Annotated in this window: 16 protein-coding genes; 12 read left to right on the top strand and 4 right to left on the bottom strand. The window is 35.4% G+C overall.

From position 1 onward, the window contains the following. Nucleotides 1-222 precede the first annotated feature (222 nt). The 12 genes from ACFQIC_RS00620 (at nt 223) to ACFQIC_RS00565 (ending at nt 10900) form a co-directional block, all read left to right on the top strand. Nucleotides 223-714, top strand: a complete 492-nt coding sequence (locus tag ACFQIC_RS00620; protein ID WP_204706263.1) for a superoxide dismutase family protein — start codon at nt 223-225, stop codon at nt 712-714. Nucleotides 715-963: 249 nt separating this feature from the next. Beyond that, on the top strand, nt 964-1164 hold the full coding sequence (locus ACFQIC_RS00615) for a cold-shock protein (RefSeq protein ID WP_204706261.1): 201 nt from the start codon (nt 964-966) through the stop codon (nt 1162-1164). 75 nt (nt 1165-1239) lie between these two features. After that, nucleotides 1240-1449, top strand: coding sequence for a cold-shock protein (locus ACFQIC_RS00610; RefSeq protein WP_204706259.1), 210 nt, complete (start codon nt 1240-1242; stop codon nt 1447-1449). 223 nt (nt 1450-1672) lie between these two features. Beyond that, nucleotides 1673-3289: an ABC-F family ATP-binding cassette domain-containing protein gene (locus ACFQIC_RS00605; RefSeq protein WP_204706257.1), complete on the top strand. Its 1617-nt coding sequence runs from the start codon at nt 1673-1675 to the stop codon at nt 3287-3289. A gap of 597 nt (nt 3290-3886) precedes the next feature. After that, on the top strand, nt 3887-4822 hold the full coding sequence (locus ACFQIC_RS00600) for a diguanylate cyclase domain-containing protein (protein ID WP_204706255.1): 936 nt from the start codon (nt 3887-3889) through the stop codon (nt 4820-4822). Between the two features lie 914 nt (nt 4823-5736). Next, nucleotides 5737-6552 (top strand): LysM peptidoglycan-binding domain-containing protein, encoded by an 816-nt coding sequence (locus ACFQIC_RS00595; protein ID WP_204706253.1) that lies wholly within the window; start codon nt 5737-5739, stop codon nt 6550-6552. A gap of 320 nt (nt 6553-6872) precedes the next feature. After that, nucleotides 6873-7394, top strand: coding sequence for a P-loop NTPase family protein (locus tag ACFQIC_RS00590; protein WP_204706251.1), 522 nt, complete (start codon nt 6873-6875; stop codon nt 7392-7394). Nucleotides 7395-7510: 116 nt separating this feature from the next. Further along, nucleotides 7511-7891: a helix-turn-helix transcriptional regulator gene (locus tag ACFQIC_RS00585; RefSeq protein ID WP_204706249.1), complete on the top strand. Its 381-nt coding sequence runs from the start codon at nt 7511-7513 to the stop codon at nt 7889-7891. A 31-nt stretch (nt 7892-7922) separates the two neighbouring features. Beyond that, nucleotides 7923-8927 (top strand): LLM class flavin-dependent oxidoreductase, encoded by a 1005-nt coding sequence (locus tag ACFQIC_RS00580; RefSeq protein ID WP_204706247.1) that lies wholly within the window; start codon nt 7923-7925, stop codon nt 8925-8927. A 30-nt stretch (nt 8928-8957) separates the two neighbouring features. Next, nucleotides 8958-9824, top strand: a complete 867-nt coding sequence (locus ACFQIC_RS00575) for a CvfB family protein (RefSeq protein WP_204706245.1) — start codon at nt 8958-8960, stop codon at nt 9822-9824. Between the two features lie 154 nt (nt 9825-9978). Further along, nucleotides 9979-10656: a DUF421 domain-containing protein gene (locus ACFQIC_RS00570; protein WP_390216927.1), complete on the top strand. Its 678-nt coding sequence runs from the start codon at nt 9979-9981 to the stop codon at nt 10654-10656. Nucleotides 10657-10693: 37 nt separating this feature from the next. Continuing rightward, nucleotides 10694-10900, top strand: coding sequence for a DUF1657 domain-containing protein (locus tag ACFQIC_RS00565; RefSeq protein ID WP_204706241.1), 207 nt, complete (start codon nt 10694-10696; stop codon nt 10898-10900). Nucleotides 10901-11186: 286 nt separating this feature from the next. Here ACFQIC_RS00565 and ACFQIC_RS00560 read toward each other — a convergent pair whose 3' ends face one another. From ACFQIC_RS00560 to ACFQIC_RS00545, 4 genes are all read right to left on the bottom strand, one after another. Beyond that, nucleotides 11187-11369 carry a Spo0E family sporulation regulatory protein-aspartic acid phosphatase gene (locus ACFQIC_RS00560; RefSeq protein ID WP_204706239.1) on the bottom strand — a complete coding sequence of 61 codons (183 nt, stop codon included), beginning with the start codon at nt 11367-11369 and terminating at the stop codon, nt 11187-11189. A gap of 206 nt (nt 11370-11575) precedes the next feature. Then, nucleotides 11576-12133 (bottom strand): hypothetical protein, encoded by a 558-nt coding sequence (locus tag ACFQIC_RS00555; protein ID WP_204706237.1) that lies wholly within the window; start codon nt 12131-12133, stop codon nt 11576-11578. 894 nt (nt 12134-13027) lie between these two features. Beyond that, the gene (locus ACFQIC_RS00550; protein ID WP_204706235.1) at nt 13028-14191 is read right to left on the bottom strand and encodes a glycosyltransferase family 4 protein; all 1164 of its coding nucleotides are present in this window, start codon (nt 14189-14191) and stop codon (nt 13028-13030) included. A gap of 13 nt (nt 14192-14204) precedes the next feature. After that, nucleotides 14205-15353 (bottom strand): NAD-dependent epimerase/dehydratase family protein, encoded by a 1149-nt coding sequence (locus ACFQIC_RS00545; RefSeq protein WP_204706234.1) that lies wholly within the window; start codon nt 15351-15353, stop codon nt 14205-14207. Nucleotides 15354-15407 lie beyond the last annotated feature (54 nt).

The following is a 15407-nucleotide window of genomic DNA, read 5'->3' as shown; positions in this document are numbered from 1 at the left end:
ATCTTGTTTTAGCATAATAAAAATTACTGTAATAAATACTGACTTAAGCAATCTATCTTTTAAAAGGAAATAAATAGAAAAAACCCGAGTGTTTTTATTACTTCATTTATTTTCCATATATTTCGGAAGATTGTTGATGGAGAGGACTTTTGAAGTTAGAGAAGGTTTGGTCATAATTGCACATGTTTTACATAAAATGTGGATAAGGAGGCGATGATACAAATGCAACCGATTTTATATCAACCAAGGAATATGTATGAAGACCGTGCAATTGCCATATTTCATGCAAGTCCACTTGCTCCTCAATTACAAGGAATGACAAATTTTGTTCAGCAACCTTATGGGGTGGAAGTTATTGTACAAGTAGAAGGATTACCAATGTTTGAAAAGAAGAATGGAAAGCAAATAGGTCCTCATGGGTTTCATATTCATGAAAACGGGGTATGTGAGATAGGAGATGGCGATGAGCCATTTGACTCTGCAGGAGGTCATTGGAATCCTAACGAAGAACCACACGGTAACCACCCAGGTGATTTTCCTGTACTATTTTCAAACCATGGAAGAGCACGAATGATTTTCTTTACAGACCGTTTCAGGGTAGAAGATATTATTGGAAAATCTTTAATTATTCATCAAGGACCGGATGATTATCAATCCCAGCCGAGTGGAGATGCAGGACTTCGAATAGCTTGTGGAATTATTGAAAAAAATTAAAATTGAATACGCTAAGAGCTCTTAGCGTATAATTAAATCATGAAATATTTCATGCTAGCACTTGACTTTTCTGGCGAATTAGTTTATATTTATATATGTATATAAAAGGGAACCATTCCATGCATAACTCCTAAAATCACTTATTATAAAGAGTTATCAATTTTGTTTGGTACTTTTTATAATATGTGATTTTTTTCATAGTATATGGAACACATATTAATTTTTAGAAATATTGGAGGACCCATTTTTATGACAACTGGTACAGTAAAATGGTTTAACGCAGAAAAAGGATTTGGATTTATCGAAGTTGAAGGCGGAGACGATGTTTTCGTACACTTCAGCGCAATTCAAGAAGAAGGATTTAAATCTCTTGAAGAAGGTCAGAGCGTAGAATTCGAAATTACTGAAGGCGATCGTGGACCACAAGCTGCTAATGTAGTTAAATTATAATTTGGAAAGGGACTGACTCAATGCTAGTCAGTCTCTTTTACATAATGGACATATCCAAAGGGGGCTTCGATACGTATGGCATTCGGTAAAAAGAATCAAGCTGAGATTGTTGAAGAAGAAACAAAAATTTGGGAATGTAAAGCTGAAGATTGTAATTGTTGGATGAGAGATAACTTTAGAACAGAAGAAGAAGCAATTTGTCCAATATGTGGTAGTGAGATGGAAAAAACGAGTAAAGTAATGCAAGTAGTGGACAATAATAGCTTATACTATAAGCAAAAGTAACGGAGCCCTTTTCCATAAGGGTTCTTTTTTTATATTTTCCTCATACCACTTGCCCTCCTAACGTTGGTTTGCAAAGGGAAAATAAAAGCATTAGTGACTTTTCTTGTCATTTGGAAGTCGATTTTTTATTTAAGTTCAGGTATTCTAGAGTTAATGTCTATTCTACTTTCGCAATGAATGATATAATTTGTATGCTATACACTTATGTACGGGAGGATTCAATATGTTAAATGTAACTAATGTAAGTCTTCGCTTCGGTGATCAGAAGCTTTTTGAAGACGTCAATATAAAGTTTACCCCAGGAAATTGTTATGGGCTTATCGGAGCAAACGGAGCTGGAAAATCAACATTCCTTAATATCCTTAGTGGCGAGATGGAGCCGCAGACAGGGGACGTGTCACTTAAAAATGATCAAAGGCTTGCTGTCTTAAAACAAAACCACTTTGAGTATGATGAATACCAAGTACTTGAAACGGTAGTTATGGGCCATACAAGATTGTATGAAGTTATGCAGGAGAAAGACGCGATTTATATGAAAGGTGATTTCACTGAGGAAGATGGCATGAGAGCAGCTGAGCTTGAAGGTGAATTCGCAGAAATGAATGGTTGGGAAGCAGAATCTGAGGCCGCCAGACTATTAACAGGTCTTGGGATAAAAGAAAATTTGCATGATAAAAAAATGTCAGAAGTTGCTAGTTCTGATAAGGTAAAAGTATTACTAGCTCAAGCGTTATTTGGAAATCCTGATGTATTATTGCTCGATGAACCTACAAACCACTTGGATATTAAAGCAATTCAGTGGCTAGAAGACTTTCTTATTGATTTCGAGAACACGGTAATCGTAGTCTCTCACGACCGACACTTCTTAAATAATGTGTGTACACATATTGCTGATCTAGACTTTGGTAAGATTCAGGTATATGTGGGGAATTATGACTTCTGGTATGAATCCAGCCAACTAGCACAAAAGATGGCTTCCGAACAAAACAAGAAAAAAGAAGAAAAAATTAAAGATTTGAAAGAGTTCGTAGCAAGGTTTAGTGCTAATGCTTCTAAATCAAAACAAGCTACCTCAAGAAAAAAGCTATTAGATAAAATTACTTTAGACGATATCCAGCCGTCAACTAGAAAGTACCCTTATATTTCTTTTCAAGCTGACAGAGAAGTAGGGAACGATTTGTTAACGGTGAAAAACCTTTCAAAAACCATCGATGGGGTTAAGGTTCTTGATAATGTGAGTTTCACTATGAATAAAGACGATAAAATCGCTCTTGTAGGAAGTAATGAAGTAGCGAAAACTATTCTTTTCCAAATATTAATGGGAGAAGTGGAACCAGATGAAGGTAGCTACAAGTGGGGTGTAACTACTTCACAAAGTTACTTTCCAAAGGATAACTCTAAATTCTTCGAACGCTCAGATATTAATCTAGTGGAGTGGTTACGTCAATATTCACCGGAAGATCAAACTGAAACATTCCTAAGAAGTTTCTTAGGTCGTATGCTTTTCTCAGGCGAGGAAGCTTTGAAGAAATCAAATGTTCTATCTGGTGGAGAAAAAGTTCGCTGTATGCTATCAAAAATGATGCTTTCCGGTGCCAATGTGCTTCTGTTGGATGAACCGACAAACCACTTAGATTTAGAGTCCATCACTTCATTGAATAAAGGATTGATTAACTTTAAGGGGTCTATTCTTTTTGCATCTCATGACCATGAGTTCATTCAAACCATTGCCAATCGAATTATAGAGATTACTCCTAAAGGGATCGTTGACAAAGAGATGTCATACGATGAATACCTTCAAGATCCGGCAGTACAAAAACAAGTTGCTGCAATTAATTAAATTTAAAAGAGAGGCTGCCCTTATCTTAAGTAGTTCCGATACCGTGGAGAACATCTAAAATAACAGGTGAATAAACATACTAAAACACACTATGTTTAGCACCATAAATAACAGTTCAAACAACAAACAAGAACGCTTGGTTTTTTAATGCCTAAGCGTTCTTGTTTGTATTTTCTTGTTAAACGGAAGCTTAAAGAAGGCAAAGTCGAGGGAATTACCTATATATAGTAGGTGGCATTGTATTTTCTTTGTAAAGACTTTTTTAGTGGACTCGAGCATCTGTGACCACTTTATAGGATGAAACAGTTATAGCTTGATATAATTACAAAGATATTTTCCAGTATTTAAAGATGACATAGTAAGTGAAATTAGTATTTGGTTTGAATATGAATAAATAACAAAAGTGATGTGCTTATTCTTCAACAAACGGGAGAGAAAACGTAACAAACATTTTGATTAGCGATGTCTGATCATTTGTTTTGTGTTTAAGACTTTGGCAGGAAAACTCAACACAATTCCATTTTGAGTAAACGCTAATTATGATATAATTATGAAATTAATTTGATATCGATTTATTATCGAGGAGGAAGTTCGGGCATGCATAAAATCTTGGAAACTAAGGAAAAAGTTGAACTGCTGGAAGCATTACTCGATTCGAATGTAGACGCCTTGCTTGCTTATTGGGATAATGATAAAACTTGTCGCTTTGCCAACAACGCCTATCTTGATTGGTTTAATCGAACAAAGGAAGAAATGATCGGAATCACAATGAAGGAATTGCTCGGACCTTTGTATAGCAGTAACCTACCATATATTGAAAATGCATTAAAAGGGGAAACCCAAGAGTTTGAACGAGAAATTGATGATCCAAAAGGTGGTCGTTCCCGTCATTCCCTTGCGACTTATATACCGCATATTATCGATGGCAAAGTGCAGGGGATGATTGTGCACGTTGCGGATGTGACCCAAATGAAGTTGCTGGAAGAGCAGATGAAGGATACGATAAAGAAAACTGAGTTCCTTGCAAATCACGATGCACTGACCGAATTACCGAACCGTCTACAGTTGGAGGTTAGAATGCAAAAAGCATTTGAACAAGCAAAAAAAAATAGATGTTTGCTATCTGTGATTACGTTGGATATGGATAAATTTAAATCCGTCAATGATACATTTGGGCATCATGAAGGTGATTTGCTATTGAAAGAAATTGCTCGCAGGTTGAAAGAGGTAATTGGGGAACATGACTCGGCAACTCGTATTGGTGGAGATGAATTTGTGTTACTCTTAACAAAAGTCAATTCTTTCTCGAATATGGAAAAGCGGATTCAACACCTTATCAAAGTCCTTCATACGACTTACCGTTGTCAAAATGGTACGATTATTAATCCTACATTTAGTTTGGGTATTGCTGTATATCCACATGATGGACAAAACCCGGAAGAGTTGTTGATTCATTCGGATCATGCGTTGTATACAGTGAAGCGAAAAAACGGGCAAGGCTATCATTATTATAGTGAGAGGAATCTATCGTAAATATTTTCAAATATCGAAGAGAATTACAAAATTGAGAAAAGAAGCACTTAAGCTAACAGGTGGCGTGAGCTAAACAACCCTAATATCTAAGCATCGTGGGGGGAGGCTTTATTTTATAGCATAGGTAAGACGTATTCTCCTATGCCGGGGGTTCGTTCACTTCCAAGTTGAATAGGTTGGCTTTGAAACGATGAAGACCCCACAGGGAATCGCAATAACGGAGGAAGTTTGGCCAGTCCTCCGCCGGAAAGCGAGTTGTTTCAAAGCCATCCCTATCTTTTATCCTTTATATCTTAACGAACCCCCATCATCTCGGAATCGAGTCTTCAACAATCTTGCTCTGTTTAAGAACAATCCTTCACAGACTCTACAATTATTTTACATAAAATCACAATTACCTACTTGATCTATAAAAATAACATAGCAAATAGCAACATAGTAATTAGCACATTGACATTAGTTATTGTCATAATGTTATTTGGATTGCGATTTTGTATGATAATCCAAGTGAAATTATCCAATAAACATTTATCTATAAGGACAAAACAAGAGACCAAATCCTTATGCGATTTGGTCTGCTAATTGATAGGTTATTTAATGTTTTTCTCCGCCATAACGAAACTATTTACCCTTATCTAGGATTCTCTCTTTTTATTTGGTTTATAAGTCAATAATTTCTTAAATTCCCTATTGTAATCATTTATTTTGTAGGCGTATTATGACAAGAATAGATAAACGCATGTATGATTTTGTAGATAAGTGAGTGTTTAGACCTATTTTGTAAACAGACTGCAAAACAAGCGTCACAGTTGCAAAGAAACTGTTAGCTGTTTGTTCTTAAATTTTCCTGAGAATCTGTTAATCTTGTAATTGTGGTAATAACAAACACGCAATTTAAGAGGAGGATTCTACGAATGAAAAAGACAGCTTTCGCATTAGTAGCTACAGTAGCATTAACAGGTGCATTTGCAACTGGAGTAAGTGCACACGAATATACAGTAAATAAAGGTGACACACTTTGGGGCATTTCTCAAGAAAATAATGTTTCTGTTGATAAATTAAAAGAGTTAAATAATCTTAGTTCAGATCTTATAGTTACAAATCAGACGCTTACTATTTCTGGAGAATCTAAAAAAGAACAGAAAGAAACATACACTGTTAAATCCGGTGACACATTATTTGGAATTGGTGAAGAGTTTAATGTATCCGTTGACCAGCTTATGGCATGGAACGGTCTTTCCAGCTCACTAATTCACCCTGGTGATGAATTCACAGTAAAAGGTGGAGTAGTCAACGAAACTCCAGCAGCACCGGAACCTAAAGAAACAGCTTCTGAACCAACAGAAGAAAAAGCAGCAGCCGAAGAAGCAGCTTCTGCTGAACAAACTAGTACTTCTGAAAATTCATCATCCAAGCAATCAACTAGTAATGATGTAATAAAAGAAATAAACGTTGAAGCAACTGCATATACAGCTAATTGTAATGGTTGCAGTGGTGTAACGGCAACTGGCATTGATTTGAATAAAAACCCTAATCAAAAAGTTATAGCTGTTGATCCTAACGTGATACCACTAGGTTCAAAAGTTTATGTTGAAGGTTATGGTACCGCAATTGCTGGTGACACTGGTGGAGCGATCAATGGTAATAAGATTGATCTATACATGCAGAGCCGTGGCGATGCGCTTAACTTCGGTCGTCAAAGTGTAAACGTACAAGTTCTAAGTCAATAATTTTTAAATCAAAATTCTATACATGAAAAGCCTGCTATTGCCCCACAATAGCGGGCTTTTTTTATGTATAAGGGACTATTGATAGAGCAATGTAGAAGTCTTGACACTTTAGGATGCATCAGATATCTATATCAGGATTTTAAGTTTAATATAGTTGTGTAATAATTAACAAACTTTGAAGCTTTATTCTTTTGTTAATTATTAGACGATGTAAATACTAAATCGGTTTCAAAATAAGTGAAATTCTTTTGAATTTTGTAGAATATTGCTAAACTGTGTAAGGTGGTACTAAAAAAGTTATAACTTTGAGGTGAAGTACGATGAATAGAATAATGATTCTTGGATCAGCTGGTTCTGGTAAATCCACTCTGGCCAAACAACTAGGCTCATTATTAGATATTGAAGTAGTACATATGGATCGATTGTTTTGGAAACCTGGCTGGTTGCAGTCTACCAATGAAGAACTACAGGCTAAACAAGAAAAGTATATTAACAACCCTTCATGGATAATTGAAGGGAATTATAGTTCAGTTTGGGATGTGCGTCTTTTAAAGGCAGATACAGTGATTTTTCTAGATCTAAATCGTTACTTGTGCACGTATCGAATCCTTAAGCGTTGGTTGAAAAATATAGGGGGTACAAGGGAAGACCTTGCGCCAGGCTGTCCAGAACGAATGACACGGGAGTTTATTCAATATGTATGGAACTATCCAAAAAATAAAAGAAACAAGGGGATAACAGCTGTACTCTCACAAGCGAACGAATCTCAAGTTATAATAATGTCTAATCGCAAAGCTGTTGAACAGTATTTGAACAAATTCAGGCTCCAACATAATACTTAGTAGTAACTCCGAATTCAATATAAAAAACAAATAAATAACCGAACAAATGTACTTATTGTTAGACAAAACAACGCCCTCTTATTGTAAAATAGAAGTAAAGAGGGGAGAGAGTGTGTATGTCCCAAAAAAATAATCCGAAAAAGTTCGCATTAAATATGAGCGCAGCTCAATTCACTAAATTTTATATTATGCATTTGCTTCAAGTAAGTCAACCGTTAATAAGTGAGCACTTTAAAGTGGAATTTCACAAGTTGACTAAGAATTGGATACCAGCTCCTTCTACGTTATTAGATACATTGCATGATATGACAGAAGAAGGGTTACTCTATCGAAAAGAAGACTATAAATCTCATGAAAAAAAACGTCAAAAAGTTTATTGGTATTACTTAACAGATCAAGGAAAAGAAGAATTTGATGTCCTCAAGAAGAAATATAAAATATTGTTCGAAGAGCAGCTCACTATTCTTAATAAAATTATGAGCGATGTTTACAAATAAGAAAAAAGTGAAGAGAAAGGATTCGGAAAGCATGATTTTAAGTGTATTAGACCAGAGTCCGATATCTGTAGGGCAATTTACAGAAGAAGCTTTAGAAAACACTATTGCCTTGGCTGAGTATACTGAATTTCTAGGATATTATCGCTACTGGTTAGCTGAACATCATAATACCACTGGACTAGCCAGTAGTTCTCCGGAGATTCTCATAAGCAAAATAGCGTCTGTTACTAACCGTATTCGAGTGGGATCAGGTGGGGTTTTATTACCACAATATAGCCCTTTAAAAGTGGCGGAAAATTTTAAAGTATTGCAAGCTCTTTTTCCAGGTCGAATAGATCTTGGGTTAGGCAGGTCTCCTGGTGGGGGCAAAAAAACCAGATCTGCCTTAACAGATGGATGTGACAAACCATTAAGTTCATTTTCGCGTCAAGTTAGAGAACTACAGCAATTTTTAAATAATACTATTCCTAAAGGACATTCTTATTACGGAGTTTCTGCTAAACCTGCTACTAATTCAAACCCAGGCCTTTGGATTCTCGGGTTAACTGAACGAGGAGCTCGTCATGCAGCCGTAAATGGTACAGGCTTTACGTTGGGTCATTTTATTAATCCCGATCAAGCTATGGAGTCCATAACTACCTATCGTAAGAAATTTAAAGCTTCTGAAGGACTTAAATCACCTAAAGTTAATGTCTGTGTGTTTGTCGTTTGTGCGGAAACAGATCAACAAGCTGAAGAACTTGCTTTAAGCCAAGATATGTGGTTATTACAAGTGGGGAAAGGGTTGGAAACAAGAGTTCAATCAGTGGAAGAAGTAAAATCATACAAATTCTCGACCGAAGATCTTCGAAAGATTAAATATAATCGTAGGAGGGCTATTATAGGTAGTCCTCCTACAGTATTTGAACAACTAAGAGAATTAAGCCATACTTATGATACTGACGAGTTCTTAATCATAACGAATATATACGATTTCGAAGCAAAAAAGAAATCTTATCAATTGATAGCGGAATACGTACAAGAACATGATCATTAAATAAAATAAAAAATGAGGGAATGTGTAACAATGGATTTAAATAAAATTGGCACAATACAGAAACTAAGAGTAACAAAGAAAACAGCAGAAGGTTTCATTTTAACTGAGGGGAACGATGAGATTTTATTGCCGAATGACCAATTGGATGATGAAATTGAAGAGATAGGTCAGGAGATTTCGGTTTTTATCTATTACAATCGGGAAAAAGAAATCATTGCCAGTGCAAAATTGCCAGAAGTGAGTCTTGATTCCTATGGTTGGGCTGAGGTAGAGGAAGTTGTGCCTCACCTCGGTGCTTTTGTCAATATAGGTTTGGATAAAGCATTTCTCGTATCTAAAGACAATCTTCCAATTATTAAAGAAGTATGGCCCAAGGCGGGAGATTATTTATTTGTCAGCTTAGAGAAAGATAAGAAGGGAAGGATTTTTGCAGAACCAATTTCTGAAGGTGAAGTTCTAGAAGATCTAGAGGCAGCTCCAGACTCTCTTTTGCATGAATCAGTTATTGGGCGAGTATATCGTTCAACCAAAGCAGGATCATTTGTTTTAACTGGAGAAGGATATCGTGGGTTTATTCATCCGTTTGAACGAAAAATGGAGCCTAGACTTGGTGAAACTATTGAAGGACGGGTAATTGATATTAAGGATGATGGTTCGATCAATATTTCGTTACGACCGCTAAAACAAGAGGTCATGGATGAAGATGCTTCTCAAATTTATGATTACTTAGTTGATCAGAATGGAGTAATGAATTTTACGGATAAGAGTGATCCAAATGATATAAGAAAAACTTTTCAGATTAGTAAAGCTTCTTTCAAACGGGCTTTGGGCAAGTTGATGAAAGATGATAAAGTAGAGCAAAAAAATGATCAGACGGTTTTAAAACATAATGAGTAGAAATAGGATAAAAATGAGGATTTTCTTAAATTTAAGAAGATCCTCATTTGTTTTGTCCTAGAGGAATAAAAAATTTAATTCAGCACAAAATACAGGCATTGGATATCCGAATTTAAAAAGTGACACATAAATAGGAGGGGCGATTTTGATTGAAATGGTTAGTAGGTTCCTTTTAACTCCTATTACAATTTTTATTGTGGGTTATTTATTACTGAGGATTGTAGGTGGAAAATCAGTATCTAAAATGAATAGTTTTGACTTGCTGTTTGTTTTAATCGTAGGAATCATTCTTACGGAACCACTCGTTAGTAAGGACACGTTTCTTTCTTTTTACTTTAGTCTTATATTTGTGCTGCTATATGTTATTATTTCTAGAACTTTAATTAAAAGAAAGTTTAGCTGGATGTTAAATAATCCTCCGATACCTTTAGTAAGGGATGGCGATATATTAGAGGACGGGTTACAAGAAGTAAGTATGACTACAGAAGAACTACTAGCAGAGCTTCGTCTTAAGGGTTACACACATTCTGAAGATATTCAATTGGCCATGATGGAATCTGTGGGGAGAATTAGCGTGATCCCTAAAGCTTATCGTCGACCCTTACAAGCTAGAGATATACAGCTTGAGCCTATTCCTGAATTTATTCCTATTCCTTTAATTTTAAATGGACAACTTCTTTCAAGTAATCTTGACTATCTACATAAAGATGACAAGTGGCTTGATATGCAACTAAAGGCAAGCAATTATAGTCTCGAAAATATATCTGATATTACTTTGGCAACTCTAAATAGTGATGGCACAGTCCGTGTGGATGCAGAAACGAATTCGTAGAAATTTTCAGGGGTTTAGGTTTAAAGGAGGTGAGAATGTGACAGTCGGTACACAGATTAAACAAACGATATCTAGTTGTGAAAGCACACTGGCAAATCTGCATTCATTTGCTCTAGAAACACAGGATCAAAGTGCTAAGCAAATGTATCAAAACTTGGCCAGCCAGCAGGAACAAATTCTATCTAATTTAAAAACACGACAACAATTTGTGGAATCCCAAGAACCACAATATGGTCAACAGTAAAGGTATATTATAAAAATGCGTGGCTACAGGTGAGCCATATAAAATAATGATGTAGTGCTTATGCTCGAAATTTGACTAAACAGGCTCACTAAGTAGGGGGTCTGTTTAGTCATGCCAAATCAGTCGGAATAAATTAGTGGGAATTCTAGTTGCTCATTTGAGGAAAATGTTGTTATAAACCTTAAGCTACTGAGGTAATTTCTTACTTTTAAATACTAATGTATATTAGAACTTGGAGTTAATGCGGTTCTAAAACAAAGGCTATGTTTTCTACAAAAAAATTAGTTTAGGAAATGCAAAGTTCTTTTTTACTTTCATATCTATTTAGCAGCTTATCAAGTTGTTGGCTGCACTTAACTGTTCTTATATCAGTTAACCCATATTTGTTACCTAATTTGATCATTTCTTGTTTTTTTACAATAATAGCGGTTGATAAATTGTATTGAGATGGTTCTATAATTTTAGACATATTTTTTCTTCTCCTTCTATAATTATTGATAGATTTTAAGTTCCAAGAGACAACGAAAACAATTATGCTTAATTTTTTAACGGAAATCAATAGTTTCCCTAAAAGCTATCAATATATAACACGAATTGACATTATACTCGTATTTTTCGATCCAAATAATCTTTGCTTGCTCTTATTATGAATTGTTAATAAGAAATAGGTTTCAACTATGACCTTTGCTCTAAAAATCGAAGATCCTTTAAAAAATGGGGATGGATTGCTTTAGATTTAATAGAGTGATTACCAAGGTTAACACCTGATCCAAAATAATAAGATTGCCAAACAATTTTTGTGCAATATTGCTCATGATTAAGACTTCCAAGTGGTGTGAAAAAACGGTAGTTAGCTCGCGGATAAGTTATATAAAGATACTCTAAGTAGTCCGAAGCCTTCACACCGATCGTTGGATTTTCAGGAGAGTATATGGTAATTAATCGGAATTTGCGAAAATAATCTGCCACAGTATCTTTCATTAAACCCGCTGGAATCGAATGGATTACTTTATGATCATTATTTACTATTCCTACGTGTCCTACATATTTTGACTCGCTTTTTCCTATGGGAGAAAACAATAAATCCCCTGGTTTAATAAATAGAGTGGTGCCAGGATAAGTTGTAGGGTCATGATGGTGAGTAGGGGAGTAAACCTTTTTAGGACGGATGAAAAGGGTCAGGACGCCTGCAATTATTCCTAATAAAAGTGTGAAAATTGATCGTTTTTTCATGAATATACATCCTTTAACATTTATTTAAAACATAGCATTAAAACTCTTGCAAATAGGGAAATGCGTTCATGAATGAACAGACTACAATATTATACGGAAATGGTGTCAGTATTAAGGATATATCAAATAAGTAAATGTATCTAGCCTGATATTAAGATAAAGCAAATAGCAGTTAATAGCAGCCGGTAATTATTTTAAGGGATTAGCGCTATACATGACCGACAATGCAAAGGATTAAAATTGCCGACAATGCAAAGGATTAAAATTGGGATTGTGGAGATAGAGATCATTATGATGAAGAGGTTAGAATTTCTTTTTAATTTTCTAGTTTACATAATATATATTATAGGAAGTTATAAATCAAAAGAACAAAAATTGTTTTTGTGTCTCATTAGACAAGTATACTAGAGATATTGAGACATAATATAAAATTAGATATTCCAAATTGATTTCACTATACTAAATTTGTTTAACAACCGTTCTTATATTTAACTAACATTATTCAAGGCTTCTACACCATTGATAACTTCCCCCTCTTCGATTCATTATTCTAAATGGGACATATCTGGGTCAATAATGATTTTGCAAAAATATAATTAACGATTCAACATCCTCTTAACTAGTGTAATGATATGTCCAGATTAAACTATTTCACTCCAGATCAGACTATTTAATCATCTAATGTGACTGTGAGTCACATTAGATGATTAAATAGTCTGATCTGGAGAGGTTCTAACTTACCTTCTCCACCCCTCCCCTCATACTTTTAACCTATTTTTATTAAATATTATTAATGGTTTTTTGTTTTTTAATTCGGAGTTGCTACTAAGTTTTAAGAGAGAGTATTAATGTTGGCCTTCATTGAAAATTGGCATAAATTAAGCCACAGAGCTATTACTCTGTAGCTTTAACTTTAGATTTTTTGGAGGAATGTTCCTGGCTTCTTTCATATACTTCAAGTGTTTTGTGATAATAATCCAAGATTTGTTCTGAAGGTTTTTTCCAGCTGTGTTTTTCTGCTTCCTGGCGTGCATTTTCACTTAATTTATTGTAAAGATCTTCATCCTCCAAACGGTTGATTGCTTCTATCATGCTATCCGTGTTTTCGTTTTCAAATAAAAGTCCGGTTTTTCCGTCCTCTACTTGTTCCATTGTTGGGCCGCTTTTGGCTGCAATGACAGGTAAACCTGAAGCCATTGACTCTAATATTACAAGTCCTAACGTTTCCGTAACTGATGGGAATATTAAAGCATCTGATGAGGAAAATGCTTGAGCTAGCTCATTCCCGTGAAGAAGACCGGTGAAAACTGTTTTGGTATTAGCAAACGTTTTTTCTAATGCTTCTTTTTCTGGACCATCACCAACAATAGCAAGTGACAGATCATCACGCTGTTCTAGTAATGATTTAATTTTATGAATTTCTTTTTCTGGAGCTAATCGTCCAACAAAAATAAGTAACATGTTGTCAGGTTCTCCACCAGATAACCGTTCACGCATTGTTTCATTTCGATGATCAGGATGAAAATGTTCAATCGCTACTCCTCTATCCCACACATGAACATTATGGAATTTTTTCTGCTGTAGTTCTCCTTGAATGGCCTTAGAAGTGCAGAGATTTAAGTTAGCATAGTTGTGGAGTTTTCTAAAATACCACCATGCGAATGGTACAAAAGGATATAAACGGTAATATTCCAAATATTTAGGGACATGTGTATGGTAAGAAGCAATTAATGGATAATTAAGTTTACTTGCATAGTAAACACCCGACACCCCTACGAACGCCGGGTTTACTACGTGAACTAAATCTGGATCATGTTTTACAAGCAATTCTTTTACCTTTTTTTGAGGCAAAGAGAATTGCTTATACCGGTAAAAAAACAGGGTTGTTGCTTTAACCCCTTCAACAATCGCACCCTCATATTCTGTTACACCTAAGTCAGGAGCAATAACAATCACTTCATGCCCTTGTTGTTGTAAATATTTGATTGCTTCTTTTAATCTTGTAACAACTCCGTCCGTTGATGGCAGGAATGTTTCAGTGATGATAGCGATTTTCAAAGCGGAAAACTCCTTACTTCCAAGTAATAGATGGTAACACGTTCTCTTCAATAATACGATCTTTGTTTTCGACAGCAATTTTTAATATGTCGCGAATGACATCATCTGTTAATAAATGAGGCTCTAAACCAAGGTCGCGTAACTTTGTGTTTTTTGCATTATAGTAGTGATCTTCATTTTCAATACGTGGATTCTCTATTTTCTTAACACCTGTTTCAAAACCTTCTTCTTTAGCGATAGTTTGTACACGTTCTGCCAAATCATTAACAGAGAACCATTCTGTAAATTGATTAAATACGCGAAATTCTCCACGATCAGCTGGTTTTTCTGCTGCAATTTCTACACAACGTACAGTATCTTCGATATTAAGAAAGGCACGTGTTTGACCACCTGAGCCGTAAACAGTTATATCATGTCCGATCGCAGCTTGGTTAATGAAACGATTCAACGCGGTTCCAAACACTCCGTCGTAATCAACGCGGTTTACAAGCAAAGGATCTAATTGTGTCTCCTCTGTATGTAATCCATAGACAATTCCTTGATTTAAGTCAGTCGCACGAATCCCCCAAATTTTACAAGCGAACATAATGTTATGACTATCATGAACTTTCGATAAATGATAGAAAGAACCTGGTTGCTTAGGGTACGGAAGTGTATCTTTACGTCCATTATGTTCAATTTCAATATAACCTTCTTCTATGTCAATATTAGGTGTACCATATTCCCCCATTGTTCCTAATTTAATAAGATGACATTCTGGAGCGAATTCTTTTATCGCGTACAAGACATTCAAGTTACCTATAACATTATTTGTTTGAGTATAAACTGCATGGTCACGATCCATCATTGAGTAAGGTGCGGAACGCTGTTCAGCGAAATGCACGAAAGCTTCTGGCTCTATTTGACGGAATACTTCTCTTAAGAAGTCATAGTGGTTTAAGTCACCGATAAATGTTTGAATTTCTTTACCTGTGAGTTCTTTCCATTTAGCTACTCTTTCTTCTAAAGTCGCAATTGGAGTTACTGAATTAGAACGTAATTCATCATCAATATTTCTTCTCGCGAAATTATCTACTATTGTAACATCATGTCCTTGTTTTGACAGATATAATGCGGTAGGCCAACCGCAAAAACCGTCTCCCCCAGCTACTATAATTCTCATAATCTACCTCCTAGTTGCATATGTGCACGCATTTTCATTTTAATGTAAGAATAA

The organism is Halobacillus seohaensis (genome assembly GCF_042663045.1).
Taxonomy (GTDB): Bacteria; Bacillota; Bacilli; order Bacillales; family Halobacillaceae; genus Halobacillus_A; species Halobacillus_A seohaensis.
This window is presented reverse-complemented; position numbering and strand designations above follow the sequence as displayed.

What these genes read in the sequence shown, in the direction of transcription:
- ACFQIC_RS00555 (WP_204706237.1), bottom strand. Translation starts at nt 12,133, where the DNA reads ATGAAAAAACGATCAATTTTCACACTTTTATTAGGAATAATTGCAGGC.
- ACFQIC_RS00605 (WP_204706257.1), top strand. Translation starts at nt 1,673, where the DNA reads ATGTTAAATGTAACTAATGTAAGTCTTCGCTTCGGTGATCAGAAGCTT.
- ACFQIC_RS00610 (WP_204706259.1), top strand. Translation starts at nt 1,240, where the DNA reads ATGGCATTCGGTAAAAAGAATCAAGCTGAGATTGTTGAAGAAGAAACA.
- ACFQIC_RS00615 (WP_204706261.1), top strand. Translation starts at nt 964, where the DNA reads ATGACAACTGGTACAGTAAAATGGTTTAACGCAGAAAAAGGATTTGGA.
- ACFQIC_RS00585 (WP_204706249.1), top strand. Translation starts at nt 7,511, where the DNA reads ATGTCCCAAAAAAATAATCCGAAAAAGTTCGCATTAAATATGAGCGCA.
- ACFQIC_RS00620 (WP_204706263.1), top strand. Translation starts at nt 223, where the DNA reads ATGCAACCGATTTTATATCAACCAAGGAATATGTATGAAGACCGTGCA.
- ACFQIC_RS00590 (WP_204706251.1), top strand. Translation starts at nt 6,873, where the DNA reads ATGAATAGAATAATGATTCTTGGATCAGCTGGTTCTGGTAAATCCACT.
- ACFQIC_RS00570 (WP_390216927.1), top strand. Translation starts at nt 9,979, where the DNA reads ATGGTTAGTAGGTTCCTTTTAACTCCTATTACAATTTTTATTGTGGGT.
- ACFQIC_RS00595 (WP_204706253.1), top strand. Translation starts at nt 5,737, where the DNA reads ATGAAAAAGACAGCTTTCGCATTAGTAGCTACAGTAGCATTAACAGGT.
- ACFQIC_RS00545 (WP_204706234.1), bottom strand. Translation starts at nt 15,353, where the DNA reads ATGAGAATTATAGTAGCTGGGGGAGACGGTTTTTGCGGTTGGCCTACC.
- ACFQIC_RS00575 (WP_204706245.1), top strand. Translation starts at nt 8,958, where the DNA reads ATGGATTTAAATAAAATTGGCACAATACAGAAACTAAGAGTAACAAAG.
- ACFQIC_RS00600 (WP_204706255.1), top strand. Translation starts at nt 3,887, where the DNA reads ATGCATAAAATCTTGGAAACTAAGGAAAAAGTTGAACTGCTGGAAGCA.
- ACFQIC_RS00580 (WP_204706247.1), top strand. Translation starts at nt 7,923, where the DNA reads ATGATTTTAAGTGTATTAGACCAGAGTCCGATATCTGTAGGGCAATTT.
- ACFQIC_RS00560 (WP_204706239.1), bottom strand. Translation starts at nt 11,369, where the DNA reads ATGTCTAAAATTATAGAACCATCTCAATACAATTTATCAACCGCTATT.